16 protein-coding genes are annotated in these 17,233 nt (G+C 72.9%); 13 read left to right on the top strand and 3 right to left on the bottom strand.

The features are described from left to right. The first annotated feature begins 56 nt into the window (after nt 1-56). The 7 genes from OG896_RS10300 to OG896_RS10270 are packed head-to-tail and all read left to right on the top strand — an operon-like array spanning nt 57 to nt 6,893. A complete protein-coding gene (locus OG896_RS10300) occupies nt 57-1,070 on the top strand; it encodes an ABC transporter permease (protein ID WP_328469816.1) in 1,014 nt (337 codons plus the stop codon). Further along, on the top strand, nt 1,067-2,137 hold the full coding sequence (locus OG896_RS10295; RefSeq protein WP_329364352.1) for an ABC transporter ATP-binding protein: 1,071 nt from the start codon (nt 1,067-1,069) through the stop codon (nt 2,135-2,137). Before OG896_RS10300 ends, OG896_RS10295 begins: the two co-directional genes overlap by 4 nt. Next, nucleotides 2,134-3,399 (top strand): ABC transporter ATP-binding protein, encoded by a 1,266-nt coding sequence (locus tag OG896_RS10290; RefSeq protein WP_443056991.1) that lies wholly within the window; start codon nt 2,134-2,136, stop codon nt 3,397-3,399. Before OG896_RS10295 ends, OG896_RS10290 begins: the two co-directional genes overlap by 4 nt. Before the next feature lie 48 nt (nt 3,400-3,447). Beyond that, nucleotides 3,448-4,245, top strand: coding sequence for an amino acid ABC transporter ATP-binding protein (locus tag OG896_RS10285; protein ID WP_329364350.1), 798 nt, complete (start codon nt 3,448-3,450; stop codon nt 4,243-4,245). A gap of 42 nt (nt 4,246-4,287) precedes the next feature. Then, complete coding sequence (locus tag OG896_RS10280; protein ID WP_329364349.1) at nt 4,288-5,352, top strand: glutamate ABC transporter substrate-binding protein; 1,065 nt, start codon at nt 4,288-4,290, stop codon at nt 5,350-5,352. A gap of 9 nt (nt 5,353-5,361) precedes the next feature. After that, nucleotides 5,362-6,006: an amino acid ABC transporter permease gene (locus OG896_RS10275; protein ID WP_328469824.1), complete on the top strand. Its 645-nt coding sequence runs from the start codon at nt 5,362-5,364 to the stop codon at nt 6,004-6,006. Next, entirely contained in the window at nt 6,003-6,893 is an 891-nt protein-coding gene (locus OG896_RS10270) for an amino acid ABC transporter permease (RefSeq protein ID WP_329364347.1), read from the top strand. Before OG896_RS10275 ends, OG896_RS10270 begins: the two co-directional genes overlap by 4 nt. Before the next feature lie 28 nt (nt 6,894-6,921). On the opposite strand, the gene OG896_RS10265 is transcribed toward OG896_RS10270, so the two are convergent. The 3 genes from OG896_RS10265 to OG896_RS10255 form a co-directional block, all read right to left on the bottom strand. Continuing rightward, on the bottom strand, nt 6,922-8,094 hold the full coding sequence (locus tag OG896_RS10265; RefSeq protein ID WP_329364345.1) for a cysteine desulfurase family protein: 1,173 nt from the start codon (nt 8,092-8,094) through the stop codon (nt 6,922-6,924). 273 nt (nt 8,095-8,367) lie between these two features. Further along, nucleotides 8,368-9,228: a thioesterase family protein gene (locus OG896_RS10260; RefSeq protein WP_329364343.1), complete on the bottom strand. Its 861-nt coding sequence runs from the start codon at nt 9,226-9,228 to the stop codon at nt 8,368-8,370. A gap of 211 nt (nt 9,229-9,439) precedes the next feature. Further along, entirely contained in the window at nt 9,440-10,339 is a 900-nt protein-coding gene (locus tag OG896_RS10255; protein ID WP_329364341.1) for an SDR family NAD(P)-dependent oxidoreductase, read from the bottom strand. 72 nt (nt 10,340-10,411) lie between these two features. Between OG896_RS10255 and OG896_RS10250 the strand changes: the two genes are divergently transcribed. The 6 genes from OG896_RS10250 (at nt 10,412) to ligA (ending at nt 17,153) form a co-directional block, all read left to right on the top strand. Beyond that, nucleotides 10,412-10,897 carry a MarR family winged helix-turn-helix transcriptional regulator gene (locus tag OG896_RS10250; RefSeq protein ID WP_329364339.1) on the top strand — a complete coding sequence of 162 codons (486 nt, stop codon included), beginning with the start codon at nt 10,412-10,414 and terminating at the stop codon, nt 10,895-10,897. An 88-nt stretch (nt 10,898-10,985) separates the two neighbouring features. Next, on the top strand, nt 10,986-12,182 hold the full coding sequence (gene mnmA / locus OG896_RS10245) for a tRNA 2-thiouridine(34) synthase MnmA (RefSeq protein WP_329364337.1): 1,197 nt from the start codon (nt 10,986-10,988) through the stop codon (nt 12,180-12,182). 212 nt (nt 12,183-12,394) lie between these two features. Next, nucleotides 12,395-12,919: a TIGR00730 family Rossman fold protein gene (locus tag OG896_RS10240; protein ID WP_328474556.1), complete on the top strand. Its 525-nt coding sequence runs from the start codon at nt 12,395-12,397 to the stop codon at nt 12,917-12,919. Next, nucleotides 12,916-13,605 carry an SDR family oxidoreductase gene (locus tag OG896_RS10235; protein ID WP_329364335.1) on the top strand — a complete coding sequence of 230 codons (690 nt, stop codon included), beginning with the start codon at nt 12,916-12,918 and terminating at the stop codon, nt 13,603-13,605. Before OG896_RS10240 ends, OG896_RS10235 begins: the two co-directional genes overlap by 4 nt. 137 nt (nt 13,606-13,742) lie before the next feature. Further along, nucleotides 13,743-14,780 carry a methionine synthase gene (locus OG896_RS10230; protein WP_329364333.1) on the top strand — a complete coding sequence of 346 codons (1,038 nt, stop codon included), beginning with the start codon at nt 13,743-13,745 and terminating at the stop codon, nt 14,778-14,780. 48 nt (nt 14,781-14,828) lie between these two features. After that, entirely contained in the window at nt 14,829-17,153 is a 2,325-nt protein-coding gene (ligA, locus tag OG896_RS10225) for an NAD-dependent DNA ligase LigA (RefSeq protein ID WP_329364331.1), read from the top strand. The last annotated feature ends 80 nt before the right edge of the window (nt 17,154-17,233 follow it).

Genomic DNA, 17,233 nt, shown 5'->3' with positions numbered 1-17,233 from the left:
GCGTCCGCCCGGTCCGGCCCCCGATCCGGGCCGGGCGGACGCCAGCCGGAACGGCCGTGACCGCTTACCTCATCCGTCGCGTGTTCGCCGCGATCGTGCTCCTTCTGGTGGTCAGCATGATCACCTTCGCGATCTTCTTCCTCGTCCCCCGCATCGGTGGCCAGACCACCACCCAGCTCGCCACGCAGTACGTGGGCAAGGACGCCAACCCGGCGGCCGTCGCGGCGATCAAGAAGAACCTCGGCTTCGACCTGCCGCTCTACGAGCAGTACTGGCACTTCCTCAAGGCGCTGGTCGCCGGCGCCGACTACCACTACGGTCCCGACCCGGTGCACTGCAACGCGCCCTGTTTCGGCTACTCCTTCAAGAGCCACGTCGAGGTCTGGCCGCAGCTGAAGTCCCGTATCCCGGTGACGTTCTCGCTGGCGATCGGGGCCGCGGTGATCTGGGTCGTCACCGGCGTGGCGGTGGGCGTGGTCTCCGCGCTGAAGCGGGGCACCATCATCGACCGGCTGTCGATGGGCGTGGCCCTGATGGGCGTGTCGCTGCCGATCTTCTTCACCGGCATCCTCGCGCTGAGCGTGTTCACCGTGCAGTGGCCGCTGTGGAGCAACGGCATGAACTACGTGTCGTTCACGCACAATCCCGCCGACTGGGCGTGGAACCTGCTGGTGCCCTGGTGCAGCCTCGCCTTCCTGTACTCCGCGCTGTACGCCCGGCTCACCCGGGCGGGCATGCTGGAGACCATGGGCGAGGACTACATCCGCACCGCGCGCGCCAAGGGCCTGCGGGAACGGGACGTCGTGGTCCGGCACGCGCTGCGCTCCACGCTCACCCCGATCGTGACCATCTTCGGCATGGACTTCGGGCTGCTGGTCGGCGGCGCGGTCATCACCGAGCAGGTCTTCTCGCTGCCGGGCATGGGCGCCTACGCCATCCAGGGTGTGACCGCCAACGACCTGCCCATCGTGATGGCCGTGACCTTGGTGGTCGCCTTCTTCGTCGTGGTCTGCAACCTGCTGGTGGACCTCGCCTACGCCGTCCTCGACCCCCGCGTGAGGTACTCGTGAGTTCCGCCGACAGGCTGCTGAAAACGCCCGCAGAACCGGCCGCCGCCCAGGACGCCTACCTGTCCGTGCGCGACCTGCGCATCCACTTCGACACCGACGACGGCGTGGTGAAGTCGGTCGACGGCCTCAGCTTCGACCTGCCGCGCGGCCGTACCCTCGGCATCGTCGGCGAGTCCGGGTCGGGCAAGTCCGTCACGTCGCTGGGGATCATGGGCCTGCACCGCACCGCGCGGGCCAGGATCTCCGGTGAGGTCTGGCTCGACGGCGAGGAACTGGTCGGCGCCCCGCCGGACGCGGTACGCCGGCTGCGCGGCCGCAAGATGGCGATGATCTTCCAGGACCCGCTGTCGGCGATGCACCCGTACTACTCGATCGGCAACCAGATCGTCGAGGCGTACCGGGTGCACCACCAGGTACCCAAGAAGATCGCGGCCCAGCGGGCCATGGAGATGCTGGACCGGGTCGGCATCCCCGAGCCGCGCAAGCGCTTCCGGGACTACCCGCACCAGTTCTCCGGCGGCATGCGCCAGCGCGCCATGATCGCGATGGCGCTGGTGAACAACCCCGAACTGCTCATCGCCGACGAGCCGACCACCGCGCTCGACGTCACCGTGCAGGCGCAGATCCTCGACCTGATCCGCGACCTGCAACAGGAGTTCGGCTCCGCGGTCATCATGATCACCCACGACCTCGGGGTGGTCGCCGAGGTCGCCGACGACCTGCTGGTGATGTACGCCGGCCGGGTGGTCGAGCGCGGCACCGCGGAGAAGCTCTTCGGCGAGCCCCAGCACCCCTACACCTGGGGCCTGCTGGGCTCGATGCCGCGGATGGACCGGGAGCGCACCGACCGGCTCAACCCGGTCAAGGGCTCGCCGCCCAGCCTGATCAACGTGCCGACCGGCTGCGCCTTCCACCCGCGCTGCCCGTACGCCGCGTTGACCGGCGGCGCCTCCGAGACCGAAGTGCCCGAGCTGCGCGAGGTGGCCGAGGGCCATCTGTCCGCCTGCCACCTCGCCGACGAGGAGCGGGCCAGGATCTGGACCGAAGAGATCGAGCCGAAGCTGTGAAGAGCCAGGACGCAGAAGCCGGGAAGGGCCGGGACGAGACCGTGGCGGAGAAGACCTCGCTGGACAAGGGCGGTCCGGCCGCCGGCGCCGAGCCGCAGCCGCGTACCCCCGCGCCGCGCAAGCCGCCGGGGGAACCGCTGCTGAAGGTCACCGGGCTGACCAAGCACTTCCCGATCACCAAGGGCCTGCTGCGCCGCCAGGTCGGCGCGGTCCAGGCGGTCGACGGCATCGACTTCCAGGTCAACGCCGGCGAGACGCTGGGCGTGGTCGGCGAGTCCGGCTGCGGCAAGTCCACCATGGGCCGGCTGATCACCCGGCTGCTGGAACCGACCGGCGGCACGGTCGAGTTCGACGGCCGCGACATCACGCACCTGAGCACCGGCGCGATGCGCCCGCTGCGCCGCGACGTGCAGATGATCTTCCAGGACCCGTACTCGTCGCTGAACCCGCGGCACACCATCGGCACCATCGTCGGCACGCCGTTCCGGCTGCAGAAGGTCGCCACCGAGCACGGGGTGAAGAAGGAGGTCCAGGGGCTGCTGGAGCTGGTGGGCCTGAGCCCCGAGCACTACAACCGCTACCCGCACGAGTTCTCCGGCGGGCAGCGGCAGCGGATCGGGATCGCCCGGGCGCTGGCGCTGCGCCCGAAGCTGGTGGTCGCCGACGAGCCGGTCTCCGCGCTGGACGTGTCCATCCAGGCGCAGGTGGTCAACCTGCTGGACGACCTGCAGTCCGAACTGGGCCTGACCTACGTGATCATCGCGCACGACCTGTCGGTGATCCGGCACGTCTCGGACCGGATCGCGGTGATGTACCTCGGCAAGGTCGTGGAGCTGGCCGACCGCGAGACGCTCTACCGCACGCCGTTCCACCCGTACACCACCGCGCTGCTGTCGGCGGTGCCGGTGCCGGACCCGAAGCGGCGCAACCGGCCGACGGTGAAGCCGGCGCTGGCCGCGGACGGCGCCGAGGGCACCGAGGACGCGGCGACGAGCGGCACCGAGGACGCGGCGGCCGAGGGGAGCACGGCGGGTACGGGGGCCGCGCCGGTCAGCAGCAACGGCCGCATCCTGCTCACCGGCGACGTGCCGTCGCCGATCTCTCCGCCGTCCGGCTGCCGCTTCCACACCCGTTGCTGGAAGGCGACCGACGTGTGCCGCGACGAGCAGCCGCCGCTGGTGGAGCTGGCCCCGGGCCACCAAGTCGCCTGCCACCACCCGGAGAACGCGGCCGACCAGCGTCCGGAGCCCGCGACCCGATGAGTATGCCGCTCTTACCCGCCGGCCGCGTCGCGCCCTATCGTCGTTGACATGGTCGAAGACGCGGACAGGTCATCAGGTGGTACGCCCGAGCACGGATTCGGCCGTACCGGAAAAGTGCTGCTGAGCATCGAGTCGGTCAGCAAGCGGTTCGGCGACCTCGTCGCCCTGCGCGATGTCGATCTCGGCGTGCACGAGGGCGAGGTCGTGGTCGTGCTCGGCGCGTCCGGGTCCGGCAAGTCGACGCTGTGCCGGTGCGTCAACCGGCTGGAGACGATCGACTCCGGCCGGATCGTCTTCGACGGCCGCGAACTGCCGCAGGAGGGCGCCGCGTTGGCCGCGCTGCGGGCCGATGTCGGGATGGTCTTCCAGTCGTTCAACCTGTTCGCGCACAAGACCGTGCTGGAGAACGTGGTGCTCGGCCCGACCCGGGTGCGCAAGGTGCCGAGGGACGAGGCGGTCGAGGAGGCCCGGGCGCTGCTGGACCGGGTCGGCGTGCGGGACAAGGAGTCCCGGCACCCCGCGGAGCTCTCCGGCGGCCAGCAGCAGCGCGTCGCGATCGCCCGCGCGCTCGCCATGCACCCCAAGCTGATGCTCTTCGACGAGCCGACCTCGGCGCTGGACCCGGAGATGATCCGGGAGGTGCTCGACGTGATGGTCGGACTCGCCCGCGACGGCATGACGATGGTCGCCGTCACCCACGAGATGGGATTCGCCCGCCGGGCCGCGGACCGGGTGGTGTTCATGGACGACGGCCAGATCGTCGAGACCGGCGAACCCGACGCGTTCTTCACCGAGCCGCGCACCGAGCGGGCCCGCGACTTCCTGTCCACGATCCTCCGGCACTGACCCGTCCGTCGCCGGCCAGCCCACCCGTACCGAAGGAGATCCATGATTCCCCAGAAGAACGGCAACCGGTCGGCCCGCGGACGCGAGCGTGGCGTCGGCGGTGGCGGCGGTGGCGGCGCCGTCGGTGTCGGCGGCCCAGGGCGCGGCAGGGGGCGCGGCGGAAGGCGCGGGGTGGCCGCCGCCGGCGCGGCGCTGGCCCTGGCCGGCGCGCTCACCGCGTGCGGCGGTGGCGGCTCCTCGTCGCTGCCGTCCTCGCCCGGCGGCAAGTCCGGCGCCGGCAAGCCGTCGGCGTACACCCAGGCGCAGGTGGTCGCCGCCGCCCCGGTCGCGCCGGCCTCCGCGATCACCGCCGGCTCCTGGATGGCCAAGGTCAAGAAGCGCGGCACCCTGCTGGTCGGCGGCACCGACTCCTCCGCGATGTTCTCCCAACGCAACCCCGTCAGCGGCCAGTTGGAGGGCTTCGACGCGGGCCTGTCGCAGATGCTGGCGAAGTACATCACCGGCAAGCCCGCCACGAAGCTCTCGCTGGTCACCGTCGACACCCGCGAGACGATGCTGCAGAACGGCACCGTGGACACCGTGTTCGCCACCTACACCATCACCCCGCAGCGCGCCCAGAAGGTCGCCTTCGCCGGGCCGTACTACGAGTCGGGCGACGCGATCCTGGTCAAGGCGAGCAACAGCACCATCACCAAGCCGGCCGACCTCAACGGCAAGACGGTCGCCACCGAGGGCAACTCCACCGCCGCGCTTGACCTGAAGAAGTTCGCCCCCAAAGCCAAGACGCTGCTCTTCCAGGAGGACGGCGAGTGCGTCGCCGCGGTCAAGCAGGGCCGCGCCGACGCCTACGTGCTGGACCAGGGCATCCTGCTCGGCGACGTGGTCAGCGACCCCCAACTCAAGGTCGTCGGGCAGCCGTTCACCCAGGAGCCGTACGGCATCGGGCTGCCGAAGGCCGACCCGGAGGCGAAGGCGTTCGTCAACGCGTGGCTCAAGACCATCTACGCGGACGGCGAGTGGGCCAAGCTGTGGAAGGCCACCGTCGGCACCAAGATCGCCGGTTCGCCGCCCGCGCCGCCCACCATCGGCTCCGCCGACGGTTCCTGACGAGCCGTCATGCATGAGGTCCTCCACCACCTCGGCTACCTCGCCGGCGGGCTCGGCACCACCCTGGAGCTGTCCCTGCTCGGCTTCGCCGGCGCTGTCGTCCTCGGCACGCTGCTGACGGTGATGCGGGTCAGCCCGATCCTCCCGCTGCGGGTGCTCGGCACCCTCTACGTCGAGGTGTTCCGCAACGTGCCGCTGCTGGCGTTCCTGGTGCTGTTCGTCTTCGGCCTGCCCGACGCCGGCATCACCTACTCACTGTTCACCTCCGAGGCGATCTGCCTGGCGCTGTACTTCGCCGGGTACGTCTGCGAGGCGGTGCGGGCCGGGATCAACGCGGTCCCGGTCGGGCAGGCCGAGGCGGCCCGCGCGATCGGTATGACCTTCGGCCAGTCGCTGGCCCTGGTGATCCTCCCGCAGGCGTTCCGCACCATGGTCCAGCCGCTCGCCAACGTGTTCATCGGCGTGGTGCTCTCCTCGTCGCTGGGCGCGGCGGTCGGCGTCAGCGAACTCATCGGCCGCACCCAGTGGTTGGACCTTCAGTACGACGAGCCGGTGCCCACGTTCCTGCTCGCCACGGTCGGCTACGTGCTGATCACCCTCGCGGTCGGGCTGCTCGCCGGGCGGCTCCAGAAGCGGATGGCGGTGCGCAGATGACCGGACCGAACCGCGTGCTCTTCGACGCGCCCGGCCCGCGGGCCCGGCGCCGGATACGCCTCGCCACCGCGCTGTCCGTACTGGTCATCGCGGGCCTGATCGCCCTGGGCGTGCACCAGCTCGCGCGGCACGGCCAGCTCGACCACGCCCGATGGCAGCCGTTCGGGCAGTGGCCCTACCAGCGGTTCCTGCTCCAGGGCCTGGTGCGGACCCTCAAGGCCGCCGGGATGGCCGCGCTGATCGCGCTGCCGGCCGGCGCGCTGCTCGCGCTCGGCCGGCTCTCGCCGCACCGGGTGCTGCGGCTGGCGGCCGGCGGCTTCGTCGAGCTCTTCCGCTCGGTGCCGCTGCTGCTGGTGCTGTACGTCTTCCTGATGGGCATCCCGCGGGCCGGCTACACCTTCCCGGTCTTCTGGGAGCTGGTCATCCCGGTGGTGCTGTGCACGTCCGCGCTGCTCGCCGAGATCTTCCGGGCCGGCGTACTCGCCCTGGACCGCGGGCAGTCCGAGGCCGGCTACGCCCTCGGGATGCGGCGCCGCCAGGTGATGTGGCTGGTGGTGCTGCCGCAGGCGGTCCGGCTCGTGGTGCCCACGCTGGTCTCCCAACTGGTCAGCCTGCTCAAGGACACCACCCTCGGCTACATCGTCAGCTACCCCGAACTCCTCAACCAGGGAAAGGTGCTGGGCTCCTACACGCACGACTTCCTGCAGAGCTACCTCAGCGTCACCGCGATCTACATCGTGGTCAACGCCGTGCTCTCCCAGCTCGCGGAGGCGCTGGAGCGCCGCGGCAAGCGCCGCCCGAAGGCGGGCGCCGCCGGGACCGGACCGGGACTGCCCGGGCCGCGGACGCCCGAGGGCGTCGGCGTGGAGGCGCTGCGCACGACGTAGCGGTCGGGTGTGCGGACCGGTGTGCGGGTCAGGCGCGGCCGGCGGCGCGGGCGCGTTCCACCGCGCCGCCGATCGCGCCGGTGAGCGCGGCCACCTCGTCGGCGGTGGAGGTGTGCCCGAGGGAGAAGCGCAGCGTGCCGCGGGCGTCGGCTGCCGAACGGCCCATGGCGAGCAGCACATGGCTCGGCTGGGCCACGCCCGCGGTGCACGCGGAACCGGTGGAGCAGGCGATGCCCTGGGCGTCGAGGAGGAGCAGCAGCGCGTCGCCCTCGCAGCCGGGGAAGGTGAAGTGGGCGTTGCCGGCGAGCCGTCCGTCGGGGGAGGGGTCGCCGTTGAGCACCGCGTCGGGTACGGCCGCGCGGACGCCGCGCACCAACTCGTCGCGCAGCGCCCCGACATGGCCGACGAACTCCGCGCGGCGCTCGGCCGCCAGCGTGCCCGCCGCGGCGAACGCGGCGATCGCGGGCACGTCGAGGGTGCCGGACCGGCTGCGCTCCTGCCCGCCGCCGTGCAGCAGCGGTACGGGCGTGTCCTCGCGCCGCAGCAGCAGCGCGCCGACGCCGTACGGGCCGCCCACCTTGTGCCCAGTGACGGTCATCGCGTCCAGGCCGCTGGCGGCGAAGTCGAGGTCGATCTGGCCGAACGCCTGCACCGCGTCGGAGTGCATCGGCACCCCGAACTCGCGGGCGACCTCGGCGAGTTCGGGCACCGGCAGGATGGTGCCGACCTCGTTGTTCGCCCACATCGCGGTGACCAGCGCCACATCGTCGGGACCGGCGCCCCGCTCCAACGCGGCCCGCAGCGCCTCCGGGCGCACCCGGCCGTGTCCGTCGACCGCCAGCCACTCCACGACGGCGCCCTCGTGGTCGGCGAGCCAGTACACCGCGTCGAGCACCGCGTGGTGCTCCACCGGGCTCGCCAGCACCCGCACCCGCCGCGCGTCCTCCGCCCGGCGGGACCAGAACAGGCCCTTCACGGCGAGGTTGTCCGATTCCGTGCCCCCGGCGGTGAACACCACCTCGCTCGGCCGCGCCCCGAGCGCCGCGGCCAGCGCTTCCCGGGACTCCTCGACGGTACGGCGGGCCTGGCGGCCGGCTGCGTGCAGTGCGGACGCGTTCCCGGTCACCGTCAGGTGCGCGGTCATCGCCCGGACCGCCTCCGGGAGCATCGGCGTCGTGGCGGCGTGATCGAGGTAGGCCATGGTCCCCCGATTCTAAGGGTGTCCCCGACCCACCCGGCGGCCCCGTCCTGTCGTCCCGGGGGCCACCTCCCGGTGGGGGCTTGCCGCGCCGTTCCCCGCGCCCCTGGACGCGCCCGGGTTCCTCCGGGGCAAGCACGTGGGAAGCCGCACTTGCTCGGGGGCGGGGCGCGTGGGGCACCTCCCAGGCGGAGCTCTGGGGGAGAGCGGCGCGACGAGCCACCCGCCGACCGCAAGGTCCCGTGCATCACCGACGGGGGCAGCCGGGCGGGTCCGTTAGCCCCGGGGGGCCCGCGCGAGTTGGCGGGACTGGGCGACGAGGCGGTCCGCGCTGTCCCAGACCTCCGCGTCCTCCTCCAGCAGTCCCCCCGCGAGGTTGCGCGTGGTGAGAGAGATCCGCACCGGCCCGGGCGCGGGCCGGCACCGTACGTGCACGGTGAGCTCCAGCGTCGGCGTCCACCCCTTGAGCCCGAGGTCGAACGCGGTCGGCGGGAGCGCGTCGACCGCGAGCAGCAGCGACAGCGGATCGTGGTCGCGCCCGTCCGCCAGCCCGAGCCACCCGCGGATGTCGCCGACCCCGGAGGGCGCCCCGACCGCCCACCCGGCGGTCGCCGGGTCGAGCCGTACGTCCAGCCGGTCCATGATCGCGGTGGACCCGACGAACGGGGCGTTCTCCGGGGCGCTCTCACTGCCCACGCACGCGTCGTACCCGGGCATCTCCGGCGGCCGCGCCGAGGTCCGCACCTCGTCCGTCAGCGCGTCGAGGTCGCCGTAGGCGGTCAGCACCCGCAGCCGCTCCACCTCGTCGCCGTGCTCGTCGTACTGGAGGACCGACGCCTGCCCGGTGGACATGGTCCGCCCGGCCCGCGCCGTCTGCGTCCGGACCACCGCGGGGCCGGGCTGCGCCGAGGTCAGGTAGTGCGCGGTGATCGTCAGCGGGTCCGGGTGGGGCAGTTCCTCGCGCAGCGCGCGGGCGGCCACCGCGAGCAGGTACCCGCCGTTGATCGCCGAGACGATCGTCCACCCCTCGGACAGCTCCGCGTCGTAGGTCCCGGGCTCGCCCGCCCGGGCCCGGACCGAGGTGTCCCGGTCGAACTCGCTGTCGCCGATGGCCGCGGGGGCCGTGCTCTGTGCCATACCGCATGTTACCCAGCGGTATGGCCGGCCCGTCCAGTCCTCCCGGGCAAAAACTGAGCGAGCGCTTAGGGCTCGGGGGTGTGGGGGAGCGGGCTCGCGACGCCGTCTCGTGTGGTGCCGTCGGTCGACGGTCCCCCCCGGCATCGCCTCCCTCCTCCGCCTTGGACGCGAAGCCGGAAGCCGCGTGGCGCCGCTCCCAGATCGCTCCCGGCTACTCCCCGGGGCGCCGGCGGCCGGCCTCGGCCCCGGCGCTGCCGCCGTCCACGCGGGTGAGCCGTTCGGTGATCTCGGCGAGCCGGGCGCGTGCTGCCGGGTCGTACGCCTCGTCGTGCGCCCGCGCGTCGGTGAACCGGTCGAAGTAGCGGCCGGTGACGCCGGCCAGGGCCGGGTCGGTGATCAGCCTGGCCGTCGGCGCGACCCCTTCCGCGGTGCCGACCACCGGCGTGAGGCCGTACGCGCGCACGCCCGGGGTGTCCATGAGGTGGGCCGGATGCACGGCGTTCACCGTGATCCCGCGGTCGGCCAGCTCCTCGGCCAGGTCGAAGGTGGACATGATCATCGCGAGTTTGCTCCGGCAGTACGCGTCGAGCCCCTCGTAGCCGCGCTCCAGCATGACGTCGTCGAAGTCGACGGGTGTCTGGCCGATCGAGGCGACGTTGACGACGCGCGCGGGCGCCGAGGCGGTGAGCAGCGGCAGCAGCGCGCGGATCAGCGCGTAGGGCGCCAGGTGGTTCACGGCGAACCGCAGTTCGTGGCCCTGGCGGCTCACGTCGCGCCGGGCCGGCTCGCTGCCGCCCCCGGCCGCGGCGTTGTTGACCAGCACGTCGAGGCGGGGTTCCGCGTCGATGACGCGGGCGGCCATCTCCCGCACCTGGTCGAGGTCCGCCAGGTCGGCGAGGTAGCCGCGCACGGCCGCGCCCGGAGCGGCGGCGCGGACGGCGTCGACCGCCTCCTGGAGCCGCCCGGGGTCGCGGCCGTGCAGCAGGAGGGTCGCGCCGTCGCCGGCGAGATGGCGGGCGAGGTCCCGGCCCATGCCCTGGGTGGCACCGGTGACGAGGACCACCTTGCCGTGCAGGGGGCGCGGGTCCGTGTGTGCGACTGGGATATTCATGTCCTGAGATATATCAAGGCATTGATACATCTTCAAGCCTTGTCATCAGTTCACATCTGTACGATGGGCGGTATGGGACTGCCAGAAGGCGAGCGGCTCGGGCTGGACATCAAGCGCGCGGAGCAGGTCCTGATGGCCGCGAAGGGCGCCGCCCTGAAGCCGCTCGACCTCACCGTCGCGCAGTACGCCGCGCTGTTCGCCCTCTCGGGCAGCCCCGGTATCTCGGGTGCCGCGCTGGCTCGGGCCTGCCTGGTCACACCGCAGGCGATGACCGCCGTCCTGAAGACCCTCGAAGAGCGGGGGCTGGTGACCAGAACGGCGCACCCTTGGCACCAGAAGGTGCTGGAGACCCGCCTCACCGACGAAGGAGCGGCGCTTCTCGACCGTGCCGACGAGCGGGCCGTACGTATCGAGCGCCGGATGTCCGAGGCGCTCACGCCCCAGGAGCGCGCCGCGCTCAAGGACCTGCTCGGCCGCTGTGTCGGCGCGTTGCACGACGACCGGGACGGCGGCGAGGCGGGCCGGGGCGGCGTGGCGGGTCCGGACGGCGGGGGCTGAGCCCGGCCGAGCGCCGGCCGAGCGCCGGCCGAGCGCGCGCCGGAAAAGCAGGGGCGGGCGGGGGAGGGCGGGCCGTTACCCTGGTCGGGTGACCGATTTCCCGACTGAGCCCCCGCGCCAGCGGCTCCGCGTGCTGGCAGCCATGAGCGGCGGTGTCGACTCCGCGGTCGCGGCCGCCCGGGCCGCCGAGGCGGGCCACGACGTGACCGGGGTGCACCTCGCCCTGTCCGCGAACCCGCAGAGCTTCCGTACCGGTGCCCGCGGCTGCTGCACGCTGGAGGACTCCCGGGACGCCCGGCGCGCCGCCGACGTGATCGGCATCCCCTTCTACGTATGGGACCTCGCCGACCGCTTCCGCGAGGACGTGGTGGACGACTTCGTCGCCGAGTACGCGGCCGGCCGCACCCCCAACCCGTGCCTGCGCTGCAACGAGAAGATCAAGTTCGCCGCGCTCCTCGACAAGGCCCTCGCCCTCGGCTTCGACGCGGTCTGCACCGGCCACTACGCCGCCGTGCGCACCGCCCCCGACGGCAGCCGCGAGCTGCACCGCTCCGGCGACGTCGCCAAGGACCAGAGCTACGTCCTCGGCGTCCTGGACCAGCGGCAGCTCGCCCACGCGATGTTCCCGCTCGGCGACACCGCGGCCACCAAGGACGAGATCCGTGCCGAAGCCGAGCGCCGCGGCCTCGCGGTGGCCCGCAAGCCCGACAGCCACGACATCTGCTTCATCGCCGACGGCGACACCCAGGGCTTCCTCGCCCAGCGGCTCGGCACCCGCGAGGGCGAGATCGTCGACGAGAGCGGCGCGGTGGTCGGCACCCACACCGGCGCGTACGGCTTCACCGTCGGCCAGCGCAAGGGCCTGCGGCTCGGCGTCCCCGCCGACGACGGCAAGCCGCGCTACGTCCTGGACATCTCGCCGGTGGACAACACCGTCACCGTCGGCCCCGCCGAGGCGCTCGACGTGACCGCGCTCACCGCGATCCGCCCGCGCTGGTGCGGCACCCCGCCCACCGGACGGGCCGCGTACACCGCGCAGTTGCGCGCCCACGGCGAGGAGGTGACCGCCACCGCCGAACTCCTCGACGGCACCCTGCACGTCGCCTTCGCCCAGTCGATGCGCGGCATCGCCCCGGGCCAGGCGGTCGTGCTCTACGACGGCACCCGCGTCGTCGGCTCGGCGACGATCGCCACCACCGACCGCGACCGTGACCGGGATCGGGATCGCGACCGGGACCGTGGACAGAACCGGCCCGCCCCGGCCGCCGCCGGACGCACCGCATGACCGACCCGACGACCGATCCCGTGGTGGACTCTGTGACCAGCTCCGCGAACGACTCCGCGACCACTCCCGTGGGTGCCCCCGCGGCCGACACGGCGACCGGCGTCGTGACCGGTGCGGCACCCGGCACCGCGGCCGGCACGGCCACCACTGCCGGCACGGCCACGGCTGCCGCCACCGGTGCCGCCGGGCCGCGGCCGACCCGCCCGCTCAACATCTGCGTGTTCCTCTCCGCCGCCGACCTGCCCGACCGCTACACCGCGCCCGCCCGGGAGTTCGCCGACCTGCTCGGCAGGGCCGGCCACACGCTGGTGTGGGGCGGCTCGGAGTCCGGCCTGATGAAGGTCGTCGCCGACGGTGTGCAGCAGGCCGGCGGGCGGCTGGTCGGCGTCTCCGTCGAGTTCCTGCGCGCCAAGGCCCGCGCCGGCGCCGACGAGATGGTGATCGCACCGGACCTCGCCACCCGCAAGGCCGAACTGCTGCGCCGCTCCGACGCGATCGTGGTGATGGTCGGCGGCACCGGCACGCTCGACGAGGCGACGGAGATCCTGGAGCTGAAGAAGCACGGACTGCACGCCAAACCGGTGGTCCTGCTCAACAGCGCGGGTTTCTACGACGGGTTGGCCGCGCAGTTCCGCAGGATGGAGGAGGAGGGCTTCCTGCCCCTGCCGCTCTCCGAGCTGGTGCACTTCTCCGACGACGGCGCCGACGCGCTGGCCTACCTCCAGGAGCACGCGTGAGCGTCCACCTCGTCACCGGTGCCGGGTCCGGGATCGGCGCGGCGGTGGCCCGCAGGCTGCTGGCCCGCGGCGACGAACTGTGGCTGCTGGCCCGCGACGCGGGCCGGGCCCGGCAACTGGCCGACGCGTTCCCCGGCGCGCGGACCCTCGTCGGCGACCTCGCGGTCCCGGCCCGGCTGTCCTGGGCGCTGGAGAAGCAGGCGCTCCCGGACCGGCTGGACTCCCTGCTGCACAGCGCCGGCACCGTCGACCTCGGACCGGTCGGCGACCTCACCCCGAAGCTGTGGGAGCACACCCTCGCGGTGAACCTCGTCGCGCCCGCCGAACTCACCCGGCTGCTGCTGCCCCAACTGCGGCTCTCCCGGGGCACCGTGGTCCTCGTCAACTCCGGCGCCGGGCTCCAGGCACACGCCGAGTGGAGCGCGTACGCCGCGAGCAAGCACGGGCTCAGGGCCCTCGCGGACTCGCTCCGCGCGGAGGAGCAGGAGCACGGCGTACGCGTCACCACCGTGTACCCCGGGCGGACCGCCACCCCCATGCAGCAGAAGGTCCACCAGCAGGAGGGCAAGTCCTACGACCCCTCGCGCTGGATCGACCCCGAGTCCGTCGCCACGACGGTTCTCTCCGTCCTCGACCTCCCGCGCGACGCCACGATCCCCGACGTGACGCTGCGCCCCGCGCGGTAGGCGGTCCCGCGCGGTAAGCGGTAGGCGGTCCCGCGCGGTGCTTCGGTCCCCCGCACGGCACGAGGCCCCGGGGCGGTGAGAGGTCCCCCGGGCGGGCACGCGAACCCCGGCGGCGGGGAGCCGTCTACGCTGCCACCGTGAGCACCGAGGCGACCACCGAGACCAGCGAACGTTTCACCCTGCCCGAGGGCGCCGCGACAGGCGTGGGCTCGATGCCGGGGGGAGACGCGCGAGAATCCGCCCGGGTGGCCACGGAGGCCGTCGGCGCGCTGCCGTACCTGCCCGAGCTGCCGGCCCGCGGCCCGGGCGCGGACATGATCGGCCGCACCCTCGGCCTGCTGGTGGAGCTGTACGCGCGGGTGGAGCCCAGCGGCTGGAGGTTCGGGGACCGCCCGGGGCGCGACACCAAGCGGGCCAGGTCATGGCTGGGCGAGGACCTGGACGCGCTGGAGGAGTTCACGCAAGGACACCAGGGCCCGTTGAAGATCCAGGCGGTCGGCCCGTGGACGCTCGCCTCGGCCGTCGAACTGCACAACGGCGAGGCGGCGCTGCGCGACCCCGGCGCGGTCCGCGACCTGACCGCGTCCCTCGCGGAGGGCCTGACCGCGCACCTCGCGGACGTCCGCCGCCGCGTGCCGGGCGCCGCCCTCCTGCTGCAACTGGACGAGCCGGGCATCACCGCGGTGCTGCGCGGCGAGGTCAGGACCGCCAGCGGCTACCGCACCCACCGCGCGGTGGACCGCGCGGTCGTCGAGGGCGCGCTGCGCGACCTGGTCGACGCGGCGGGAGCGGCCGGCGCCGCCGTCAGCGTCCACTCCTGCGCCCCCGACGTGCCGTTCGCGCTGCTGCGCCGGGCCGGGGTCGCCGGGGTCTCCTTCGACTTCGACCTGCTCACCGAGCGTGACTGGGACGCGTTCGGCGAGGCCGTGGAGGCCGGCACCGCGCTCTTCGCGGGTGTCGTGCCGGGCACGGATGCCCCGTTGTCAGACCCAGCGGGTAGCGTCAGTGGTGTTCGGGCGCTGTGGCGCAGGTTGGGACTGGCACCGGGGGCGTTGGGGTCCTCCGTCGCCATCACCCCGTCCTGCGGTCTGGCGGGGGCCTCACCGGCCTATGCCCGTGCCGCGCTCGTGCACTGCGCGAGGGCGGCACGCTCGCTCGTCGACAACCCAGAGTGACGCCGGAGTGCGGCCGCTTGCGGCCCGATTGGTAGGAGGGACACGGACGTGGCAGCCGAGCAGGAGGCCGGCCGGGCGGACATCCCCGCCGAGGCCCGTGAGGAGCACGCGCGCCTGGCCGAGCAGGTCGAGGAGCACCGCTTCCGTTACTACGTGAACGACGCACCGGTCGTCAGCGACGCCGAGTTCGACCGGCTGCTGCGCCGGCTGGAGGCGATCGAGGAGCAGCACCCGGCGCTGCGCACCCCCGACTCGCCCACCCAGAAGGTCGCGGGCGCCTACGCGACCGAGTTCACCTCGGTCCAGCACCGCGAGCGCCTGCTCTCGCTGGACAACGCCTTCAGCGACGAGGAGTTGACCACCTGGGCCGACCGGGTCGCGGCCGAGCTGGGCCCGCCGGACAACACCCGCAGCCCGTACCACTTCCTGTGCGAGCTGAAGGTCGACGGCCTCGCGGTCAACCTGACGTACGAACACGGCCGGCTCACCCGCGCCGCCACCCGCGGCGACGGCCGCACCGGCGAGGACATCACGCCCAACGTCCGGACCATCGCCGACATCCCCGACCGGCTGGCCGGCGACCGGGTGCCCGCCCTGGTCGAGATCCGCGGCGAGGTCTACTTCCCCGGCGAGAAGTTCGAGGAGCTCAACGCCCGGCTGGTCGAAGGCGGCGACAAGCCGTTCGCCAACCCGCGGAACGCCGCGGCCGGCTCGCTGCGCCAGAAGGACCCCCGGATCACCGCCACCCGCCCGCTGCGGATGGTGGTGCACGGCATCGGCGCCCGCGAGGGCTTCGACATCGACTGCCAGTCGCACGCCTACGCCCTCCTCCACGAGTGGGGCCTGCCCACCGCCCGCTACAACAAGGTGGTCGACTCGCTGGCCGCCGTCCGCGAGTTCATCGCGTACTACGGCGAGCACCGCCACGACGTCGAGCACGAGATCGACGGCGTCGTCGTCAAGGTGGACGAGATCCCGCTCCAGGGCCGGCTCGGCTCCACCTCGCGCGCCCCGCGCTGGGCCATCGCCTGGAAGTACGCCCCGGAGGAGGTCAACACCAAGCTCGTGGACATCCGGGTCGGCGTCGGCCGCACCGGCCGGGTGACGCCGTACGCAGTGGTGGAACCTGTCACCGTGGCCGGCTCCGAGGTCGAGTTCGCCACCCTGCACAACCAGGAGGTGGTGAAGAAGAAGGGCGTCCTGATCGGCGACACCGTGGTGCTGCGCAAGGCCGGCGACGTCATCCCGGAGATCCTGGGCCCGGTGGCGGACCTGCGGGACGGCAGCGAGCGGGAGTTCGCGATGCCCGCCGAGTGCCCCGAGTGCGGCACCGCCCTCCAGCCCATGAAGGAAGGCGACATCGACCTGCGCTGCCCCAACGCGCGGCGCTGCCCGGCCCAGTTGCGCGAGCGGATCTTCTACCTCGCCGGCCGCCGCTGCCTGGACATCGAAGCGCTCGGATACGTCGCGGCGACCGCGCTCACCCAGCCGCTCGCCCCCGACCAGCCGCCGATGGCCGACGAGGGCGACCTCTTCGACCTCGACATCGAGCGCCTGCTGCCGATCCGCTCCTACGTCCTGGACCAGGACAGCGGGCTGCCCAAGCGCGACCCGGAGACCGGCGAGGAGAAGGTCGTCACCTTCTTCGCCAACCAGAAGGGCGAGCCGAAGAAGAACGCGCTGTCCATGCTGGAGAACATCGCGGCCGCCAAGGAGCGCCCGCTGGCCCGGGTGATCACCGGCCTGTCCATCCGCCACGTCGGCCCGGTGGCCGCCGAGGCGCTGGCCCGCGAGTTCCGCGACCTGGACCGGATCAAGGACGCCGAGGAGGCCGAGCTGGCCGCGGTCGACGGGGTCGGGCCGACCATCGCCGCCTCGCTCAAGCAGTGGTTCGCGGTGGACTGGCACCTGGAGATCATCGAGAAGTGGCGCGCGGCCGGCGTGAAGTTCACCGAGGAGGGTTCCGACGAGGGCCCCAGGCCCCTGGAGGGGCTGACCGTGGTGGTGACCGGCACGCTCACCGGGCACACCCGCGACGGCGCGAAGGACGAACTGGGCGGCCGCGGCGCGAAGGTCACCAGCGCGGTCTCCAAGAAGACGCACTTCGTGGTGGTCGGCGACAACCCCGGGTCGAAGTACGACAAGGCGGTCCAGCTGAAGGTCCCGATCCTCGACGAGGCCGGCTTCGGCGTACTCCTCGAACAGGGTGCCGACGCGGCCCGCGCGGTGGCGGTGAACCCGCCGGAGCCGGAGCAGGCGTCCGACCCGGAGCAGGCGTCCGACCCGGACCCGGCAGCCGATGATCCGGCGCCGCCCGCCGACACGCCGTCTGACCCCGCCCCAGGCACGGCATCCGACGGCGAATCAGACTGACCTAGGACCACATGTCACCCGATCGGCCTATATCAGACAGGGGAGTTCGGGCGCGAACCCACCGGGGCGCACTGAAGCAT

It is taken from the genome of Streptomyces sp. NBC_00669 (assembly GCF_036226785.1).
In the GTDB taxonomy this organism is placed as follows: Bacteria; Actinomycetota; Actinomycetes; order Streptomycetales; family Streptomycetaceae; genus Actinacidiphila.
This window is presented reverse-complemented; position numbering and strand designations above follow the sequence as displayed.

What these genes read in the sequence shown, in the direction of transcription:
- OG896_RS10260 (WP_329364343.1), bottom strand. Translation starts at nt 9,228, where the DNA reads ATGGCACAGAGCACGGCCCCCGCGGCCATCGGCGACAGCGAGTTCGAC.
- OG896_RS10270 (WP_329364347.1), top strand. Translation starts at nt 6,003, where the DNA reads ATGACCGGACCGAACCGCGTGCTCTTCGACGCGCCCGGCCCGCGGGCC.
- OG896_RS10275 (WP_328469824.1), top strand. Translation starts at nt 5,362, where the DNA reads ATGCATGAGGTCCTCCACCACCTCGGCTACCTCGCCGGCGGGCTCGGC.
- OG896_RS10250 (WP_329364339.1), top strand. Translation starts at nt 10,412, where the DNA reads ATGGGACTGCCAGAAGGCGAGCGGCTCGGGCTGGACATCAAGCGCGCG.
- OG896_RS10285 (WP_329364350.1), top strand. Translation starts at nt 3,448, where the DNA reads ATGGTCGAAGACGCGGACAGGTCATCAGGTGGTACGCCCGAGCACGGA.
- OG896_RS10265 (WP_329364345.1), bottom strand. Translation starts at nt 8,094, where the DNA reads ATGGCCTACCTCGATCACGCCGCCACGACGCCGATGCTCCCGGAGGCG.
- OG896_RS10255 (WP_329364341.1), bottom strand. Translation starts at nt 10,339, where the DNA reads ATGAATATCCCAGTCGCACACACGGACCCGCGCCCCCTGCACGGCAAG.
- OG896_RS10280 (WP_329364349.1), top strand. Translation starts at nt 4,288, where the DNA reads ATGATTCCCCAGAAGAACGGCAACCGGTCGGCCCGCGGACGCGAGCGT.